This window comes from Halomonas sp. R57-5 (assembly GCF_900070345.1).
GTDB lineage: Bacteria > Pseudomonadota > Gammaproteobacteria > Pseudomonadales > Halomonadaceae > Vreelandella > Vreelandella ventosae_B.
In genome coordinates, this window is the sequence record NZ_LN813019.1 from 1209830 (window position 1) to 1228011 (window position 18182).

General features: G+C 55.0%; 15 protein-coding genes and 5 tRNA genes. 15 read left to right on the forward strand and 5 right to left on the reverse strand.

Features of this window, described 5'->3' with window-relative positions:
• Positions 1 to 39 precede the first annotated feature (39 nt).
• The 6 genes from HALO_RS05425 to HALO_RS05450 all read left to right on the forward strand — a co-directional run bounded on the left by HALO_RS05425 (position 40) and on the right by HALO_RS05450 (position 1644).
• Positions 40 to 831, forward strand: a complete 792-nt coding sequence (locus HALO_RS05425) for an alpha/beta fold hydrolase (protein ID WP_035585410.1) — start codon at positions 40 to 42, stop codon at positions 829 to 831.
• Positions 832 to 978: 147 nt separating this feature from the next.
• Positions 979 to 1054: transfer RNA gene (locus HALO_RS05430), tRNA-Val, on the forward strand.
• Positions 1055 to 1125: 71 nt separating this feature from the next.
• Positions 1126 to 1202: transfer RNA gene (locus HALO_RS05435), tRNA-Asp, on the forward strand.
• Between the two features lie 95 nt (positions 1203 to 1297).
• A tRNA-Asp gene (locus tag HALO_RS05440) sits at positions 1298 to 1374 on the forward strand.
• A 40-nt stretch (positions 1375 to 1414) separates the two neighbouring features.
• A tRNA-Val gene (locus HALO_RS05445) sits at positions 1415 to 1490 on the forward strand.
• A gap of 77 nt (positions 1491 to 1567) precedes the next feature.
• Positions 1568 to 1644, forward strand: a tRNA-Asp gene (locus HALO_RS05450).
• A gap of 121 nt (positions 1645 to 1765) precedes the next feature.
• Here HALO_RS05450 and HALO_RS05455 read toward each other — a convergent pair.
• The 4 genes from HALO_RS05455 to glcD all read right to left on the reverse strand — a co-directional run bounded on the left by HALO_RS05455 (position 1766) and on the right by glcD (position 6185).
• Positions 1766 to 2170, reverse strand: a complete 405-nt coding sequence (locus HALO_RS05455; protein ID WP_035585408.1) for a heme-binding protein — start codon at positions 2168 to 2170, stop codon at positions 1766 to 1768.
• Positions 2171 to 2277: 107 nt separating this feature from the next.
• Positions 2278 to 3510 (reverse strand): glycolate oxidase subunit GlcF, encoded by a 1233-nt coding sequence (glcF, locus tag HALO_RS05460; protein WP_050713153.1) that lies wholly within the window; start codon positions 3508 to 3510, stop codon positions 2278 to 2280.
• Positions 3511 to 3521: 11 nt separating this feature from the next.
• Positions 3522 to 4616, reverse strand: coding sequence for a glycolate oxidase subunit GlcE (glcE, locus tag HALO_RS05465; RefSeq protein WP_050713154.1), 1095 nt, complete (start codon positions 4614 to 4616; stop codon positions 3522 to 3524).
• A gap of 69 nt (positions 4617 to 4685) precedes the next feature.
• Positions 4686 to 6185: a glycolate oxidase subunit GlcD gene (gene glcD / locus HALO_RS05470; protein WP_050713155.1), complete on the reverse strand. Its 1500-nt coding sequence runs from the start codon at positions 6183 to 6185 to the stop codon at positions 4686 to 4688.
• A 205-nt stretch (positions 6186 to 6390) separates the two neighbouring features.
• Here glcD and glcC point away from each other — a divergent pair, with 205 nt between their 5' ends.
• Positions 6391 to 7170, forward strand: a complete 780-nt coding sequence (gene glcC / locus HALO_RS05475; protein WP_050713156.1) for a transcriptional regulator GlcC — start codon at positions 6391 to 6393, stop codon at positions 7168 to 7170.
• A gap of 5 nt (positions 7171 to 7175) precedes the next feature.
• Here glcC and HALO_RS05480 read toward each other — a convergent pair whose 3' ends face one another.
• Positions 7176 to 7859 carry a GntR family transcriptional regulator gene (locus HALO_RS05480; RefSeq protein WP_035585400.1) on the reverse strand — a complete coding sequence of 228 codons (684 nt, stop codon included), beginning with the start codon at positions 7857 to 7859 and terminating at the stop codon, positions 7176 to 7178.
• A gap of 209 nt (positions 7860 to 8068) precedes the next feature.
• Between HALO_RS05480 and HALO_RS05485 the strand changes: the two genes are divergently transcribed.
• The 8 genes from HALO_RS05485 (at position 8069) to HALO_RS05520 (ending at position 18181) form a co-directional block, all read left to right on the forward strand.
• Positions 8069 to 8530 carry a GlcG/HbpS family heme-binding protein gene (locus HALO_RS05485; RefSeq protein WP_035585398.1) on the forward strand — a complete coding sequence of 154 codons (462 nt, stop codon included), beginning with the start codon at positions 8069 to 8071 and terminating at the stop codon, positions 8528 to 8530.
• Between the two features lie 317 nt (positions 8531 to 8847).
• The gene (locus HALO_RS05490) at positions 8848 to 9822 is read left to right on the forward strand and encodes a TRAP transporter substrate-binding protein (protein ID WP_035585396.1); all 975 of its coding nucleotides are present in this window, start codon (positions 8848 to 8850) and stop codon (positions 9820 to 9822) included.
• A 66-nt stretch (positions 9823 to 9888) separates the two neighbouring features.
• Positions 9889 to 10449: a TRAP transporter small permease gene (locus HALO_RS05495; RefSeq protein WP_035585393.1), complete on the forward strand. Its 561-nt coding sequence runs from the start codon at positions 9889 to 9891 to the stop codon at positions 10447 to 10449.
• Between the two features lie 9 nt (positions 10450 to 10458).
• Positions 10459 to 11742 (forward strand): TRAP transporter large permease, encoded by a 1284-nt coding sequence (locus HALO_RS05500; RefSeq protein WP_035585392.1) that lies wholly within the window; start codon positions 10459 to 10461, stop codon positions 11740 to 11742.
• Positions 11743 to 11811: 69 nt separating this feature from the next.
• A complete protein-coding gene (locus HALO_RS05505) occupies positions 11812 to 12618 on the forward strand; it encodes an enoyl-CoA hydratase/isomerase family protein (protein ID WP_035585389.1) in 807 nt (268 codons plus the stop codon).
• Between the two features lie 42 nt (positions 12619 to 12660).
• Positions 12661 to 13848, forward strand: a complete 1188-nt coding sequence (locus HALO_RS05510; protein ID WP_035585387.1) for a CaiB/BaiF CoA transferase family protein — start codon at positions 12661 to 12663, stop codon at positions 13846 to 13848.
• Positions 13849 to 13948: 100 nt separating this feature from the next.
• A complete protein-coding gene (locus HALO_RS05515) occupies positions 13949 to 15160 on the forward strand; it encodes a pyridoxal-phosphate-dependent aminotransferase family protein (RefSeq protein WP_050713157.1) in 1212 nt (403 codons plus the stop codon).
• A gap of 18 nt (positions 15161 to 15178) precedes the next feature.
• On the forward strand, positions 15179 to 18181 hold the full coding sequence (locus HALO_RS05520; RefSeq protein WP_035585384.1) for an FAD-binding and (Fe-S)-binding domain-containing protein: 3003 nt from the start codon (positions 15179 to 15181) through the stop codon (positions 18179 to 18181).
• The last annotated feature ends 1 nt before the right edge of the window (position 18182 follow it).

Sequence of the window (18182 nt, forward strand, 5' to 3'; positions counted from 1 at the left end):
ATGCCAATTAGTTAAAGAGTGAATTATCAGGAGTGATAGGTGTCACATTATGCTTTGTCTGGATATATCGAGGTGCCTGCTACCGAGTTAAAAGCGGCACTTGAGCACCAGCCAAATGGGGCTTTTTTGGTGCAGGGCATGGGGCCGTTGGCTGTCCACGGTCAAGCAAGGTTAGGCCGCTTGTTGTTTGCCCATGGCGCAGGGGCGGGTCAGCAGTCACCCTTCATGCGTCAATTTGTCACCTCGCTGGCTGCTCGGGGCATTCAGGTTTTATGCATTGACTTCCCCTACATGCAGCAAATGCAGGAAACCGGCAAACGCCGACCACCGCCACCCATCGCCCAGACCCTTGCCCAGTTTGCCCAGTGGTATGGTCTATTGGATTGTCTGTTTGATGGGCCGCTGTGGGTTGGGGGGAAATCCATGGGCGGGCGCGTGGCGACCTTATTTGCCAGTGGACAGTTTGCTAGTGAGCCGTTTGCCAGTAAACAGCTAGCCAGCGAACAGCCACGCCTAGTTGGGGTGCCTGGCGTTGTAGTCGCTGGTTATCCGTTTCATCCCACCAACGCGCCCGACAAGCTGCGCCTGGATCACTGGCCTGCAATTGCCTGCCCTATGCTAATTTTACAAGGCGAGCGTGATCCCTTCGGTACCCGGGAAGAGGTGACCCGCTATGCGTTGCCGCCGAACGCGCAGCTCAGTTGGTTAAAAGATGGTGACCACGATTTTAAGCCGCGTCGCTCTTCTGGACTAAATCAAACGGTTTTGATTGACGAAGCTACCCAGATTGCGGCATCCTTCGTCCGCGCTCAAACGCCAGACGTTGAGTGAAGAGCTTCGTAGCTTGGATTAAAGAAACACTTGTTTAAATCGCTGATTTTAAAAGTCGTTTTTAAAACCAGTTTTAAGCACAGTTTTTAAACCAAGTAGGTTGACTTCCCTCAAGTATTCGGTAGAATGCAGCGCCACGTGACCAGCGGGTGGTTAGCTCAGTTGGGAGAGCACCAGCCTTACAAGCTGGGGGTCACTGGTTCGAACCCAGTACCACCCACCATCTTAATCAGTTTGATTAGATGATCTGGAAGTGTAAAGTAGCAAGTATGATTAAGATTTGATGTGCATAACGGACCGGTAGTTCAGTCGGTTAGAATGCCGGCCTGTCACGCCGGAGGTCGCGAGTTCGAGTCTCGTCCGGTCCGCCAACATCAAACAATACCTGCTCAAGCTAGTGGTTTGAAAATAGCTATTTAGACGTAGTTATTCAGACATAGCTGATTGAAAGAGTTGTTATCGATTCGGACCGGTAGTTCAGTCGGTTAGAATGCCGGCCTGTCACGCCGGAGGTCGCGAGTTCGAGTCTCGTCCGGTCCGCCACGATAACTGCGAAGATAGGTTGGCAATACGCCAATAGATTGGGTGGTTAGCTCAGTTGGGAGAGCACCAGCCTTACAAGCTGGGGGTCACTGGTTCGAACCCAGTACCACCCACCATCGCCTACCCTTTAGAAGCGCCTCTGAACCGCTTGTAAATGTTAGCTTCGATGGTTGTTTTAAAAGTGCTTTAACGTGGACCGGTAGTTCAGTCGGTTAGAATGCCGGCCTGTCACGCCGGAGGTCGCGAGTTCGAGTCTCGTCCGGTCCGCCATTAAGCATTTGTGTTATTAGCTGCATTGTTAGTAAATATCGGCATTGGCCGAACGAATTCAAAAAAAGCCCGGATCATTGATCCGGGCTTTTTCGTATGTCTGCATCTTAAGTTGCAGCTGTTAGCCCGTAATCGCGGCAACGCCTGCTTTGGCAACCTGCACATCCTGGTCGGGTTTTACGCCGGAAATGCCCACGGCACCTACCACATGACCGTCAACAGTAATCGGCACGCCACCTGAAAGCAGGCCTTGCAGCGGTGCGGTGACGAACGCAGTGCGGCCGCCATTAATCATCTCTTCAAACACCTGGGTCTCTTTACGGCCTAGCGCTGCGCTGCGCGCTTTGTGCGTAGCGACGTCGGCGCTGAAAGGGGCAGCGCCATCCAAACGGCGCAGCGCCAATAGATGGCCGCCATCGTCAGTCACCGCGATGGTCACTGGCCAGCTATTACTGTCAGCCTCTTTCTGCGCGGCGTCCAGAACGTTGAGTACATCGGCTTGAGCGAGAATGGCTTTTGTTTGCATGCTTACATCCTATTAATGGTAGGGAGTGAAGTTGTCGCGCCCAACAATAGCAGCGCAACCAGGGGTTATGAAGGCTAAGAATTAATGCAAAGCACTAATGCAAAGCACTAAGTGAGCGCCGCATCGACGATCTCCACCCAGTGGCGTACCGGGGTTCGATTGGCGCCTGCGAGGKGGGTCTGACAGCCGATATTAGCCGTTACTATCACCTCGGGATCACCGGCCTCCAATGCATTGAGCTTATTGTCGCGAAGTTGAGTGGCCAGTTCAGGCTGGGTAATCGAGTAGGTGCCCGCCGAACCGCAGCACAGATGCGCATCCTGAACCGGGGTTAACGCAAAACCCAGTTTACTCAGCACGCCTTCGACCGCGCCGTTAAGCTTCTGTGCGTGCTGCAGTGTACAAGGGCAGTGGAACGCCAGGCGTTGTGACGCTGTGACATTCAGTGTGTCTAGGGGCTCATCGCGCAAAATTTCGACGATATCTTTGGCCAAGGTGCTGACCTTTTGCGCTTTAATGGCGTAATCGGGGTCATCTTTGAGCATGTCGCCATACTCTTTGACGAAAGCGCCGCAGCCGCTGGCGGTTTGAACAATGGCTTCGGTGCCTTGTTCAATATATGGCCACCAGGCATCAATATTGGCGCGCATGCGAGCACGCCCATCGTCCTGGGCGTTGAGGTGAAAATCAACGGCGCCGCAGCAGCCTGCTTCAGCCACTGGCGTGACGCTAATGCCGAGCCGGTCAAGAATCCGCGCGGTGGCAGCATTGGTGTTGGGTGACAGCCCCGGCTGTACGCAGCCTTCCAAAATTAACACCTGCCGGGTGTGGCGGTTTGCATCGGGGCGTGCGCCTGCATCTATCGGGTTCGAGGGCATTTTACTGCGTAGCTTGCTGGGCACCAGCGGTTTAAAGGTTTGCCCCAGTTTTAGCAGTGCCTGGAAACGTTTAGGCTCGACCATCATTTTTCGCAGCGCATAGCGCTGGGCCCGCTCGCCTGCAGGGCGGGGGACGCGACGCTCAATTTCGGCACGGCCAATGTTGAGTAGCTTGTGGTACTCCACGCCCGAGGGGCAGGTGGTTTCGCAGTTAAGGCAAGTCAGGCAGCGATCGAGATGCAGGCGCGTCTCATCGGTGACCTGGTCGTCATCGTCATGGCTCTCCAGCAGCTCCTTCATGAGATAGATACGCCCACGGGGGCCATCGCGCTCATCGCCTAACAGCTGGTAAGTGGGGCAGGTGGCGTTACAAAAACCGCAGTGAACGCAGGTGCGCAAAATGCGCTCCGCTTCTTTAATATGCGGCTTCTGAAGGTCGGCATCGGTAAAGTGCGTTTGCATGTCAGCTCTCCTTAAAACGCCGCATAAAGGCGACCGGGGTTAAAAATGCCACGGGCATCCAGCTCCGCCTTTAGGTTACGGTGATATTTTTCCACTACTGCATTGAGCGGTGTAAACGGCTCAGCGGCGCCGCCTTGGGCGTGGGGGGTATAGCAGGTGGCATGCCCCCCCACCGCAGCACAGGCAGCGCGGAGAGKGTCCGCATCCAGGGTGGTTTTCACCCAGCGCTGGCTGCCCGCCCAGTCGTAAAAAATATCGGCCTCGGGAATATCCAGCGCCAGCGGTGCGGTGTTGGGCGGTAGTGATAGGCGCCACAGTGCTTGGTCGTCGTTACAGGCGAAGAAAGCGTGGGTATGGTCGCGCAGCTCGCGCCAGAAGCTAGCATCAAGCGGCTCGCCGCCTAGGCTTGCCTGGGTGGCGGCCACAGAGCTTTTGCCGCCTTCCAAGCGTAGAAACAGTTCGCCGTGGTGCCAAGCGGCGGCGGTAATCGGTAGCGGCTTTCGACCCAACTCGGCGAGTTTTTTGAGCGCTTCATCCAGCCCAACGGCTAAGCGCAGGCTGTGAGTCGCGGTGGGAATAGGCAGCACTTTAAAGGAGATATCGGTCAATACGCCGAGCGTACCCTGGGCGCCTGCCATCAGACGCGACAGGTCGTAACCGGCAACATTTTTCATCACTTCACCACCAAAGCGGAGCAGCTTGCCCTCTTGGGTGATGATGCGTGTGCCCAGCACAAAGTCACGGGCAGCACCCGCCCAGGGGCGGCGTGGGCCGGAGAGGCCAGTGGCCACGGCGCCACCAATGGTAGATGTATCACCAAATATGGGCGGCTCAAAGCCCAACATTTGGTGTTTTTCCGCCAGCACTTCCTGAAGTTCGCTAAGCCGCGTACCAGCGCGTACGGTGACCACCAGCTCCACCGGGTCGTAGCTCACAATGCCGCTATGTTCGGCCATCTGCAGCGCTTGGCCTTCTACCGGTCGGCCATAAAAAGCACGGGTATCGCCGCCTACAATGCGTAGCGGCGTACGCGCGTCATAGGCGCTGCGCACCTGTTCACACAGGGCATCAGCGATATCGCGGTCGGTAATCGCTCGTTCGGTCATGGTCTTTTCCATTATTAGTCTTGGCTATTTATTAGCTTGGCTATTTATTAGTCTTTTTAGGCCGCAGCACTAAAAACGTGGCAGCTCCGGGTGCGGGAGTTCGTTGTTATGCACATGCATAGCGCCAAACTCAGCGCAACGCGCTAGGGTCGGAATGTTCTTACCCGGGTTGAGCAGCCGCTGTGGATCAAAGGCGGCTTTCAAAGCATGAAAAACGCTGATTTCATCTGCCTGGAATTGGCTGCACATTTGGTTGATCTTTTCACGCCCAACGCCATGCTCGCCGGTGATTGAACCGCCCGCGGCCACGCAGAGCTCCAGGATCTTGCCGCCCACCTCTTCGGCAAGGGCCAGTTGACCTTCTTTATTGGCATCAAACAGGATCAGCGGATGCATATTGCCATCACCGGCGTGGAACACGTTCGCGACCGCCAGGCCGCTCTCCTCGGAAAGCGCCGCAATGCCTTTAAGCACGCGGGGCAGCTCGCGGCGGGGGATAGTGCCATCCATACAGTAGTAATCCGGCGACATACGACCCACCGCAGGGAAGGCGTTCTTACGCCCGGCCCAGAATTTGGCACGCTCGGCTTCATCCCGGGCCTGCTGGATATTGGTCGCACCGGCGGCTTCCAGCACGCGGCGCACGGTCTCGCAGTCGTCATCTACATCGGCTTCAACGCCATCCAGCTCGCAAAGCAGAATCGCCTCGGCGTCGAGTGGGTAGCCCGCTTTGACAAAATCCTCGGCGGCTTTAATCGCCAGTTTATCCATCATCTCCAGGCCACCAGGAATAATCCCTGCAGCAATGATATCGCCGACGGCGCGACCAGCCTTTTCGACGTCGTCGAAGCTGGCCATCAGTACCTTAGCGGTTTCCGGCTTGGGCAGTAGTTTGACGGTAATCTCGGTGACCACGCCGAGCATGCCCTCCGAGCCGTTCATCAAGGCCAACAGGTCAAAGCCAGGCGCATCAAAAGATTCAGCGCCCAGCGTCATTGCCTCACCCTCAATGGTGAGTACATCAACGCGCATGACGTTGTGAACGGTTAACCCGTATTTTAAGCAGTGCACGCCACCGGCGTTCTCAGCCACATTGCCGCCGATGGAGCAGGCAATTTGCGAGGAGGGATCCGGCGCGTAATAAAGCCCATAGGGTGCTGCGGCTTCCGAAATCGCCAGATTGCGTACACCCGGTTGAACCCGTTCCAAGCGGGCATCCGGGTCGACTTTGAGAATTTGATTAAAGCGCGACATGACCAGCAGCACGCCCTGTTCCAGTGGCAGGGCGCCGCCGGAAAGCCCGGTACCCGCGCCGCGGGTGACCACTGGTACGCTAAGCGCATGGCAGCGCTTGAGTAGCGCTTGAACCTGAGCAAAGGTTTCGGGCAGCGCCACCAGCATAGGTAGCACGCGATAGGCCGCCAGCCCATCGCACTCGAAGGGGCGCAAGTCTTCTTCGCGGTGTAGTAGCGTCATTTCAGGAACGGCTTKCTGCAGGKCGGCTAAGACCTCGCTTTTTTCGCGCCGAACCAATTCGCCGTCCAGGCGCTCATCAAAGAGGATATTCATTACGACATCCCATGCTTATTATCGTTAAAGGTAAATGCTAAAACGGTCTGTAGATAACATGGCCTCAATTTGGGCTTTTTTTACCCGCCTGTCTAGGCTGTGGTGCATTGGTCTGACCAGTAATTAGTCGACTGTGTTGTCTTCTTTGTTTAGTACTGGGTTAAGTACTGGCAAGCTGGACATAAAGCCCATCAGGAGAGCTAACATGCCAGAGGAGAATCAAGCCTTGTCACCTGGGCTGCGAATGCCGGATCAGGTGGCTACCCGGCTTGAACGTTTAATTCTTGATGGCGTTTTTCGKCCCGGCCAACTGCTTCCTTCTGAGCGGCGGCTGTGTGATCGGCTGGGCGTCTCACGTGCTTCGTTGCGTGAGGGGTTGAGAATTCTGCGCAGTAAAGGAATTATCGAGACCCGCCAGGGCCACGGCTCGACGGTCGCCACGCTGTTGCCGGTGGGTAACCAAAGCCCATTGATGCATCTGTTTAAAGATCATCCGCGCACGCTGTTTGATCTGTTAGAAGTGCGCGCCCTGCTGGAAGGGGAGTCGGCGCGTTTAGCTGCGAGCCGCGGCACCTCCGCCGACCGGGTGCTGATCACCCGACGCTATCGTGAAATGGCCGACTACGCGGAAAGCGCAGAAAGCATTGATGTCGAGCGTCTAGCCAGGCTGGATCACGCCTTTCACCTGGCGGTCTCCCAGGCGTCCCACAACCCGGTGTTGGTGCATACGCTGCAGAGCCTGACCGATTTACTGCTCAGCTCGGTGTTTGCCTCGGTCAAGCACCTTTATCACTTGCCAGCACCCAGGGCGATGATTAATCAGCAGCATGCGCGGTTGCACGATGCTGTCGTCAGTGGCGACGCCGAGCAGGCAGAGCAGGTGGCGCTGGAGCACCTCTCCAGCATTAGCCAACTGCTGCGCGATTTAGAGGAGGAGCACGAACGGCTAGAGCGTTCATCCATGCGCCTTGAAGAGTGGCAGTAGCTGAATTAGCTATTAGCCACATTCTTATCGTCTTCTGTGTCTATCACGCCCGCTAAAGTCGCTACTTCAATCTTATTGCACAGGTGGTCACGCAGGATCTGACCAAGCAATTGGCTGTCACGCTTTTCCAGCGCCGCCATCATGTTTTCATGGTCTTTTACCGCCTGACTCCAGTAGCGTTCGGTCATCTTCTTGGAGTAGCGCACGCGCTTAACGCGCTGGCTTAAGTTGCTATACATTTCCTGCAATACGTCGTTATTGGACGCCGCCAGAATACTCTCGTGAATCTGCCGATTAACCTGGAAATAAGGCATTAAATCCCGGTTGCGGTAGTGCTCCAGCATCGTATTGTGAAGCTGCCTTATGGCCGCAATTTCAGCGTCGCTGATGTACTGGCAGGCAAGCTCGCCTGATAGCCCTTCAAGTGCTGCCATCAAGTCATAAGTGTCTTTCACGTTTTTCAACGTGAGCCGTACCACTCGCGCGCCGCGATTGGGTAGCAGTTCAATCAAGCCTTCGGTGGCAAGCACTTTCAGCGCTTCACGTAACGGCGTGCGTGAAACCCCAAAGCGGTCACACAGCTGCTTTTCAGATATACGTTCGCCGGGTGAAAGCTCACCGTGCTCAATCAGATCGCCAATCCTATCGGCCACCTCACGATATAAGTTGCGCTGCAAAATTTTTGTCATTTGTCAGTTCCTTGTCAGTGGCGCACCTGGCTTATTGCCGAGCTACCCAGACCACCTGGATCGTTTTGAGCACGATACCATTTATGCCATATCAGCTTTGTATAGTGGCTATTGTTTATATGATCTGCAAAAGTAATTATGAATTCAATATTCCTTTGGTGGTKCTTTTGCCCACCACTGCCGACTAACAATGACAAAGGTAAAACCTAATGGCCGGACAAGTATTCCATTGCAGTGTACAGCTCACCAGAGAGCAGGGCAGAAAGATAATCGATGGGGCCATGGCGCTGGCACGCAAGGCGGATTTGACGCCGTTGACGATCGTGGTGCTGGATGGCGGCGGCAACCTAGTTGCTGCGGAGCGCGAGGATGGCTGCGCGCCGCTGCGTTTTCCGGTGGCCAAGGGTAAAGCTTACGCCTCTCTGGGCATTGGGGTTGCTAGTGGCGTGCTAGGTGAACGCAATGCCGAGCGCACAGCCTTTGTTGCCAGCGTGGCTTCGGCTTCACAGGGCCACTTTGTGGCAGTCGCTGGCGGGGTGCCCATTCTCAATGAGCAGAGCCATGTCATCGGCGCTGTAGGCGTTAGTGGCGCCTCGTCAGACGAGGATCAACAAGCTGCGATTGCGGGCATTGAGCTTGCTGAATTGCGCTGGGGGCTGGAGCCTAGTTAGCAATTTTGGCGGGATAATGGCGCTCCTCAACGGGCAGTTTGGCTTATAGAGCCACTGCCCGTTTTTTTATTGGCAACTATTTTTTTATTTGCTCGTTTATAAACAATCGGTTGCAACAGACTTTTTGTGGCAAGACGAAAGTTTAATACCTAATTTTGAATTTTGAATTCAAATTGAAGTGGAGAGAGTCTTAAGCGTAGAGCACGTCCAATAACAAGTAGGTCTACACGAATGACTCCCCAAGCAGGTTTCATCGGGACACAGAGCCACGATGACAACATTGCCTACAACAACAAATGCTTTACCTGGAGTTCACTATGAAATTGCTCAAAACAGCACTCGCCACTATCGTTGTGACGTTTGGGGTGCAGGCCGCCGCCAATGCCCAGACGGAAATTCGCCTTGGTCATGTCGGTGGCCCTGGATCTCTGTTTGAAATTTCCGCGAATCGCTTTGCCGAACTTGCTAACGAGCGTCTAGAGGGCGTTGCTGAAGTTAACGTCTACGGCAATAGCCAGTTGGGTGGTGACGAATCGATGATGCGTCGACTGCGCTTGGGTTCGTTGGACCTTTCGCTGCCTTCGACGGTGATGAGTTCTGAATCCGCTGAGTTTGCGCTGTTCGAGATGCCTTACTTGATTGAAGACCGCGAGCATATGAAGCGCGTGCGCGAAGAGATCGTTCGTGGCCCGCTATATGACGCCGCAGAAGCGCGCGGTTTTAAAATTATCGGCGTTTGGGAAAACGGCTTCCGCCAGATTACTAACAACGAACGGCCAATCGTTACGCCAGAAGACCTTGAAGGTATAAAGCTGCGCGTACCCGGTGGCACATGGCGTATTGATATGTTCCGTAGCTACGGCGCGGCACCCTCACCAATGTCGCTGTCGGAAGTGTTTGTTGCCCTGCAAACCGGCGCAATGGACGGCCAGGAAAACCCCTTTATTCAAACCTACTCCTCGCGCTTTCATGAAGTGCAGGACTACCTCTCCATCTCCAACCACGTTTATACCCCTGCTTACCTGACAGCAGGCGCTAGCTGGAGCCGCCTGCCTGAGGAAGTACAGCAGGTGCTTGAAGAAGTCGCCGTTGAAATGGAGGACTTCGTACTCGAAGAAGGCCAACGCCTGGATGATGAAACCCTTGTAAAAATGCGTGATGAAGGCATGGAAGTGAATGAAGTTGACTTCGATGCTTTTGTTGATGCCTCTGAGACTATCTATAGCCAGTTCGCTGAAGAAGTGGATGGTGGCCAGGACATGATTGACGCCGTGACTGCTTTACGCGAGTAAGCAAAGCGCCACTCTATTAGAGGCGCGTCGCGAAGCCGCGGGGCGCCTCGTCTTTCGGAGGTCTCAATGAGTACTTTTACAAAGTTCAAGAACGCCTATTTCGCGTTTCTTGAAGGCATCGTGGTCTTTCTAGTGATTGCGCTTGCGGCTGTGGTCACCCTGGGCTTTGTGACCCGTTACCTGGGCTCGCCGCTAAGCTGGTATGACGAGCTCGCCGCTGCGCTGCTGGCCTGGGTGACCTACTACGGCACAGCATTAGCCGCCGCCAAGGGCGCGCACATCACCTGCCCAAGCGTGTTAAACATGTGTCCACCCTCTATTCGAGTGCCCATCGCGTTGTTAGCCGAAGCCATTACGATCGGTTTCTTCGTGTTTTTGGGGCTCGCCAGCTACCAAGTCATGTTGATTCTCGACGGCGTGGGTATGGTTAGTCTTCCAGGGGTGTCTATGCAACTGGTTCACTCAGCGATTCCCGTCGCCGCTGTGCTGTTCATCATTGCTGAACTGCTGCGGCTGCCTGACGTGATTAAAAGTGCTCGGGGCCGAGGCTTTATTGACCATGAGCTTGAAGAAGCAGGCATCGATGCGGAAGAAGTCGCCTCTGTCAGCACACATCAGCGAGGGTAAGTAGATACCATGGTCATACTGTACATATTTATAGCGCTGATTCTGCTCATTCTGATTAACGTGCCGGTCGCCGTTGCCTTGGCGCTGGTCGGCACTATTGCCACCTTTATGACATACGGCAACATGGCAATGCCCACGGTGGGCATGACCATGTTTGAGGGTGCGACCAACTTTCCGCTCATCGCAATACCGTTGTTTATTTTAGCCGGTGCCATTATGAACGCCTCGAGTATTTCGCGGCGCTTGATCGACCTAGCCATGGCAATGGTGGGATTCATCAAGGGTGGCTTGGCAATGGTGACCATCGGCGCTTCGGTTTTCTTCGCCGAAATCTCTGGGTCGGCAGTGGCGGGTGTATCGGCGATCGGCAGTATTCTGATTCCTGCCATGCGCAAGAAGGGCTACTCAAAAGAGTTTGCTGCTTCCATATCTTCATCCGCTGCGAGTCTGGCGATTATCCTACCGCCCTCTATCCCGATGATTCTTTACGCGGTGATGTCGGGTGAATCAGTTGTGCAGATGTTTGTGGCGGGTATTTTGCCAGGCTTATTGGGCGCGATGGGCTTAGCCGCGATGTGCTACTACTTAGCGCGCAAGAACAACTTCCCTTCTGAGGGGCGCTTCCGGGTTTCGCAACTTTGGTTAGCCTTTAAGGATGCGATCTGGGCGCTGCTGATTCCCGTCATCATCTTGGGCGGTATCTTTGGCGGCTTCGTTACCGCGACCGAAGGTGCGGCGCTGGCAGTGTGTGTGGCTATCTTTATCAGTGCAGTGGTTTATCGCGAATTCACTATCAGAAATTTCATCGATTCCTGTAAGAGTGCGGGTGTCCAAACGGCGGTGGTTATGCTGCTAGTGGCCGCGTCAGCAGTGGTGGGTGGCTATCTTACTGAAACCCGCGTGCCTCAAGAAATCGCGATGCAGATCAGCGAACTAACGAATAATAAATATCTGATCCTGGCACTTCTCAATGTCATCTTCTTGATATTAGGTATTTTTCTGCACTCTGCCGCCGCGATCATCCTGGTAGTGCCGATCGTTCTGCCGCTGGTATTGGAAGTCGGTATCGATCCGCTGCACTTTGGCCTGATTGTGACGCTGAACTTAGCTATTGGTCAGCAAACGCCGCCGGTGGCCAGCGTGCTCATCGCATCTTGCTCAATCGCCAAGTCAGATGTGTGGGCAACGTCCAAAACCAACCTGTGGTTTATCGCCGTTCTGTTCGCCGTGTTGATGATTAACACCTATATCCCAGCGTTTGCGCTGGCATTAGTGAACTTTGTATATGGCTAAACACGCGAGATGTTGGCGTGCTATGACGGGCGGTAACGCCCGGCATCGCTTGCCATACAGGAGAAGCTGATGAGCAACACAAACGAACGACAACTCGTTGACAGCGTCACGTTTGCCATTCGCCATGGGGTGGCTTGGATTGGCTTCAATCGTCCCCAGAGCCGCAATGCCATGACCTGGGAGATGTACGACGCCCTGGAAAAGCACTGCGATCAGTTGGCAGAGGACGACGCTATATACGCCGTTGTATTGCACGGGGTAGGCGGTGAAGCCTTTGTGGCGGGCACTGATATCAGTCAATTTTCAGACTTTACCAAGCCTGAAGACGCGATTGGCTACGAGCGACGTATTGACCGTGTTGTGGGCAAACTCGAAACCTTTCCCAAGCCTACCCTGGCGCTGATCGAAGGTGCCTGCGTGGGCGGCGGTGCGGCGCTGGCGCTGGTGTGCGATTTTCGCTACGCCACGCCAACGATGAAGTTTGGCGTGCCGATTGCCAAAACGCTGGGTAATACGCTCTCGATTAACAATGTCTCCCGGATGGTCGACATGCTCGGCATAGCGCGCACTAAAGAGGCGCTGATGATGGCGCGGCTGTTTAGCGCTGATGAAGCCCTCGCTGCTGGTCTGGTTAATCAGTTATTCGACGCTGAGGCGATTTACGCCGAAGTGGCCGCACTGGCTGAAGCTTTTGCTAAGCGCGCACCACTAACGCTTCAAGCCAGTAAAGCATTGATTGGCCGTGTTCAAGAGCAACGTCGACTCACCGCAGAGGCTAGCGACGACTGGGTTACCACCTGCTATATGAGCCGGGATTTTGCCGCGGCGGTGGATAAATTCGTCAATAAAACGCCGTTTGAGTGGTCAGGCCACTAGCCCCGAAACAGAGTGCAAATCTACTAATTGGGAGGAAAGCCGATGCTTCCCCTACAAGACATAAAAGTGTTGGACGTGTCACAAATTATGGCTGGCCCTTACTGCACCATGGTGCTGGCGGATATGGGCGCTGAGGTGATTAAAGTAGAGAAGCTCAATGGTGGTGACGACAGCCGCCAAATGGGGCCTTACGTAAATGGTGAATCGACCTGCTTTTCGCAAATTAACCGTAACAAAAAGAGCATATCGCTCAATCTTAAAGACGAGCGGGCACGGCAGATTTTCTATCGTTTAGCCGCTGATGCCGATGTGATTGTGGAGAACTATCGCCCTGGCGTGACCAAATCGCTGGAGATCGACTACGAGACCATCAAAGCAATCAACCCTGGCATCGTTTACTGCTCTATTTCAGGCTATGGCCAAACCGGGCCCTATAGCCATAAAGGGGGTTTTGATTTAGTGGCGCAAGGCATGACAGGGTTGATGTCGATGACCGGGGAGGAGGGTAAGCGACCGCTGAAAACCGGTATCGCGGTTTACGATATTGGCGGTGGCTTAACCGCGGTCTATTCGATTCTGGCGGCGTGCATCCACAAGATGAAAACCGGCGCCGGGCAGCATATCGATATCGCCATTACCGAATGCGGCCTGCCCTGGTTTACCTGGGAAGCGGCGGCCTATTTTTCCGAAGGCACCGTGCCTGGGCCGACGGGCTGGCGCCACCGTGTTTCCGCTCCTTATCAAGCAGTCAAAGCAAGCGATGGTTTTTTGATGCTCGGCTGTGCCAACCAGCGCACCTGGGAGCGCTTCTGTCAGGATGTACTAAAGCGCGAAGAGCTTATGCAAGACCCACGCTTTATCACTAACCAAGACCGTGGCCGGAACGTTGAGGCGCTGGAAGCACTGCTCGAAGAGTTAATGGCCGATAAAAGCGTCGACGAGTGGCTAACGCTCTGTGATACCGCTGGTGTGCCTGCCGGCCCAATCAACGACTTCGCTCAGGCAATGCAGGATGAGCACTATTTAGCGCGGGGCATGGTGCAGGAGATGGAACATCCTGTGATGGGCAAAATGAAAACCATTGGTTTTCCCAGCAAGTTTTCGGCAACGCCCTCGCAGATTCGCAGTCCCGCACCGCTGTTTGCCCAGCATACCGATGAAGTGCTCGACAGTTTAGGGTTCTCAGGCGATGAACTTGATGCCTTACGTGCCGAAGGATGCATCAAATAGCGCTTTTTTAGTACGCATAATTGCATTCATTATACATTTTAAGTAACGCTAACCGGCAGTGCTAACACCTAGCCGTACAACAACAAACAGGAAAGCCACTATGTTAAAGCTTAATTTTCACCCATCCGGCCGTCACTTTTTGCAAATCCCTGGCCCATCGCCGGTGCCAGACCGCATCTTGCGGGCCATGAGCCTACCCACTATTGATCACCGCGGGCCGGAGTTTGGCGCTCTCGGGCTTGAACTATTGAACAAGATTCAAAAAATCTTCAAAACCGAGAGCCCGGTGATTATCTACCCGGCCTCAGGCACCGGGGCTTGGGAAGCGGCACTAGCCAATACCATGTCGCCTGGTGACCGTGTATTGATGTTCGAGACCGGGCACTTCGCCACGCTGTGGCACAAAATGGCCCTGCGTTTGGACGTGCAGCCCGAGTTTTTGGGTTTACCGGGCTATGAAGGCTGGCGCCACGGTGTTCAGGCCGACATGATCGAAGCGCGCCTGAAAGAGGACACCAACCACGAGCTTAAAGCGGTCTGTGTGGTGCATAACGAAACCTCTACTGGCGTAACCAGCGATATTGCCGCTGTCCGTAAAGCTATCGATGCCGCTGACCATCCAGCATTATTGATTGTTGATACCATTTCCGGCTTGGCCAGCGCTGACTACCGCCATGATGAATGGGGTGTTGATGTCACTGTATCTGGCTCCCAAAAGGGCTTAATGCTGCCACCGGGTATTAGTTTTAACGCGCTCTCTCCTAAAGCCATTGAGGTCAGCAAACAGGCAAAACTGCCTAAAAGCTTCTGGGCCTGGGATGAAATTCTAGAGGCTAACAAGAACGGCTACTGGCCCTMCACGCCCAGCACCAACCTGCTTTACGGTCTCAATGAAGCGCTGGATATGCTGCTGGATGAAGGTATGGAGCAGGTGTTGGCCCGCCATCAGCGCTGGGCCGCTGGGGTGCGTGCGGCGGTTGAGGCGTGGGGTTTAGAGATTCAATGTCTAGATCCGTCAGTTTACTCGCCGGTACTGACGGGTGTGGTAATGCCAGAGGGTGTCGATGCGGATGCGGTACGCAAGATTATCTATGAGCGTTTTGACCTTTCACTGGGAATGGGGCTGGGCAAGGCCAAAGGCAAGATGTTCCGGATCGGCCATTTGGGCGACTGCAACGATTTAACGCTGATTGCCACGCTGGGAGGCTGTGAAGCGGGTATGAAGCTGTCGGGCGTTAACCTTAAAGGCAGTGGTGTAACGGCTGCCTTGGACTACTTTGCTGCCAACCCGCTTAACGCAGGCAAGCGCTAAACGACGGGGGAGAGCCATATGACGTCTCTGACGAACCAATACCCGTCCCGTGATGCCAAGATTAAACCGCTCGGCGAACTAGCCGAGCGGTTATCCCGGGAGATGGCCGGAGAGGTGCTGTTTGACCGGGCAACTCGGGGGCGCTATTCAACCGACGCTTCGATTTATCAGGTGACGCCGGTAGGTGTGATCATCCCGCGCCACCAGGAAGATCTGAAAATTGCCCTGGATATTGCCCGTGATGCCAAGGTGCCGATTTTGGCTCGGGGCGCGGGTACCAGCCAGTGTGGCCAAACCGTTGGTGAGGCGCTGGTGATCGACACCACCCGCTGGCTTAACGAGATCGTTGAGTTCGACGCCGAGGCGCGCACCGTGGTGGTCGAGCCAGGAGTGGTGCTTGATCACCTAAACGCTTGGCTTAAACCCCATGGGCTCTGGTACCCGGTGGATGTGTCCACCAGCGCCCAGTGCACCATCGGCGGCATGGCGGGGAATAATTCTTGCGGGTCGCGTTCGATTTATTACGGCAATATGGTGCACAACGTGCTGGGCGTGGAAGCGCTACTGGCTGACGGCAGTGCGGCGAGTTTTGGTTTCGTTGACCGCTTCGCGGAAGGCTCTCAAGAGCAGCGCCTTGCCCAACAGGTGAAAGCGATTGCTGAGCGGGTAGGCCCGGAAATTCGCGATCACTTTCCTAAAGTGTTACGCCGGGTCGGTGGCTACAACCTGGATCTGTTCGATTGCCAGAACCCGATGCCTTACGACCCAGATAGTCGCGCTAACCTAGCTCACCTGCTGGTGGGCTCGGAAGGTACGCTAGGGGTGAGCCAGCGTATTAAACTCAGGCTTTCACCTTTACCCGAGCAAAAAGTGCTGGGCGTGGTGAACTTCCCGACTTTTTATCAAGCGATGGACTTCACCCAACATATCGTCAAGCTCGGCCCTACGGCGGTGGAGCTGGTTGACCGCACCATGATTGAACTGTCGCTGGAGAACCCGGCGTTCCGCCCAGTGATTGAGAAGGCGCTAATTGGCAAACCGGAAGCCATTCTGCTGGTGGAGTTTGCGGGTCAAGATCACGCTAAACAGCTAGAAGCGCTTCGCGGGCTAAACGAGCTAATGGGCGATTTAGGCCTGCCGGGCAGCGTGGTGGATATGCCAGAGGCCGCCGAGCAGAAAGCGCTATGGAACGTGCGCAAAGCCGGGCTCAACATCATGATGAGTATGAAGGGCGACGGTAAGCCAGTCTCCTTTATTGAAGACTGTGCGGTGCCGCTAGAGCACCTTGCCGAGTACACCAGCAAGCTCACTGATGTGTTTAACCGTTACGGCACCGAGGGCACCTGGTACGCCCACGCCGGTGTTGGCACGCTGCACGTTCGGCCGATTCTGGATATGCGCCGAGACGGTGCTGAAAAAATGCGTGAAATCGCCGAGCTAGCCTCTTCGTTAGTGCGCGAATATAAAGGCGCATACTCCGGCGAGCATGGTGACGGTATCTGCCGCGGCGAGTGGGTGGCGTGGCAGTTTGGCGAAACGGTCAACAACGCCTTCCGTGAAATTAAGCAGCTGTTTGACCCTAATAATCTGTTCAACCCCGGCAAAATCGTCGATACCCCTAAGATGGATGACGAACGTTATTTTCGTTTTCCAAAAAGCTACACCACTATCCCGCTTACCCCGGTGTTTGACTGGTCCGCCTGGAACGTAAAACGCGACCCGCTTACTGGCGAACAAACGCCGCCAGGCTCCGGCGGCGATGCCACCCATGGCTTGGCCATGGCGGTGGAAATGTGCAACAACAACGGCCACTGCCGCAAGTTTGATGCAGGCACCATGTGCCCGAGTTTTCGTATCACCAAGGACGAGCAGCACCTAACCCGCGGTCGCGCTAACACTTTGCGATTAGTGCTCTCAGGGCAGTTGGGTGAGGAGGGGCTGGCTAGTGACGATGTGAAAGAGGCGCTGGATCTCTGCGTATCGTGCAAAGGCTGTAAGCGTGACTGCCCTACCGGCGTAGATATGGCCAAGTTTAAGATAGAGGCCCGTACCGCCCGCGCTCGCGTCAATGGGATCTCTTTGCGTGACCGCATGGTCGGCGAAATGCCACGCTATGCACCCTGGGCTAGCAAATTTTCGCGGCTGGTCAATAGCGTTGAGCGTATGCCGTTTCTGGCTAGGCAGATCAAGCAGGCGTTAAGGCTGGCACCGCAACGTTCACTGCCGGTGTTTAACGGTAACTTCCTGGCCAGTGCCGAGGCGTCTAAGCAACCGGCTGCGGCAGAGCGCGAAGTGCTGCTGTTTGTGGATACCTTCAATAACTATATGGAAGGTGATAACGCCAAAGCGGCCAAGCGGGTGCTGGAAGCAGCGGGCTATCGTGTACATCTCAATGTGACCAAGGGGCAGCGGCCGCTCTGCTGTGGGCGTACTTATCTGTCATCGGGCCAGTTCGATAAAGCCAAGGCGGAAGCCAAGCGTACCCTGGAGCACCTGATGCCATTTGTGGAGCGTGGTGTGGCGGTGGTGGGTTTAGAACCTTCCTGTTTGCTCAGCATGCGCGATGAATTCCTGCAGTATGGCTTTGGCGACGAAGCGAAAGCGTTGTCAGCATCCGCCTATCTGTTTGAAGAGTTTTTGGTTAAAGCGCGTGCCGAGGACCAACTTCCCCTTAAGCTCAAGTCGCTGCACTACGAGCGGGCGATGCTGCATGGGCACTGCCATCAAAAAGCGTTTGATGCGCTGCGCCCCGTTGAGCAGGTGCTGGGCTGGATTCCGGAACTGAAGGTCGAGACCATTGAGTCTTCCTGCTGTGGAATGGCGGGCAGCTTCGGCTATGAAGCAGAGCACTATGAAGCGTCTCAAAAGATGGCTGAGCTATCGTTATTGCCTGCGATCCGTAAGGCGGATGCAAATGCGGTCATGGTTGCTGATGGCACTAGCTGTCGCCATCAGATTCACGATGGCAGTGGCCGCGAAGCGATTCACGTTGCTCGATTGCTGGAACAAGCACTAGCCTGAG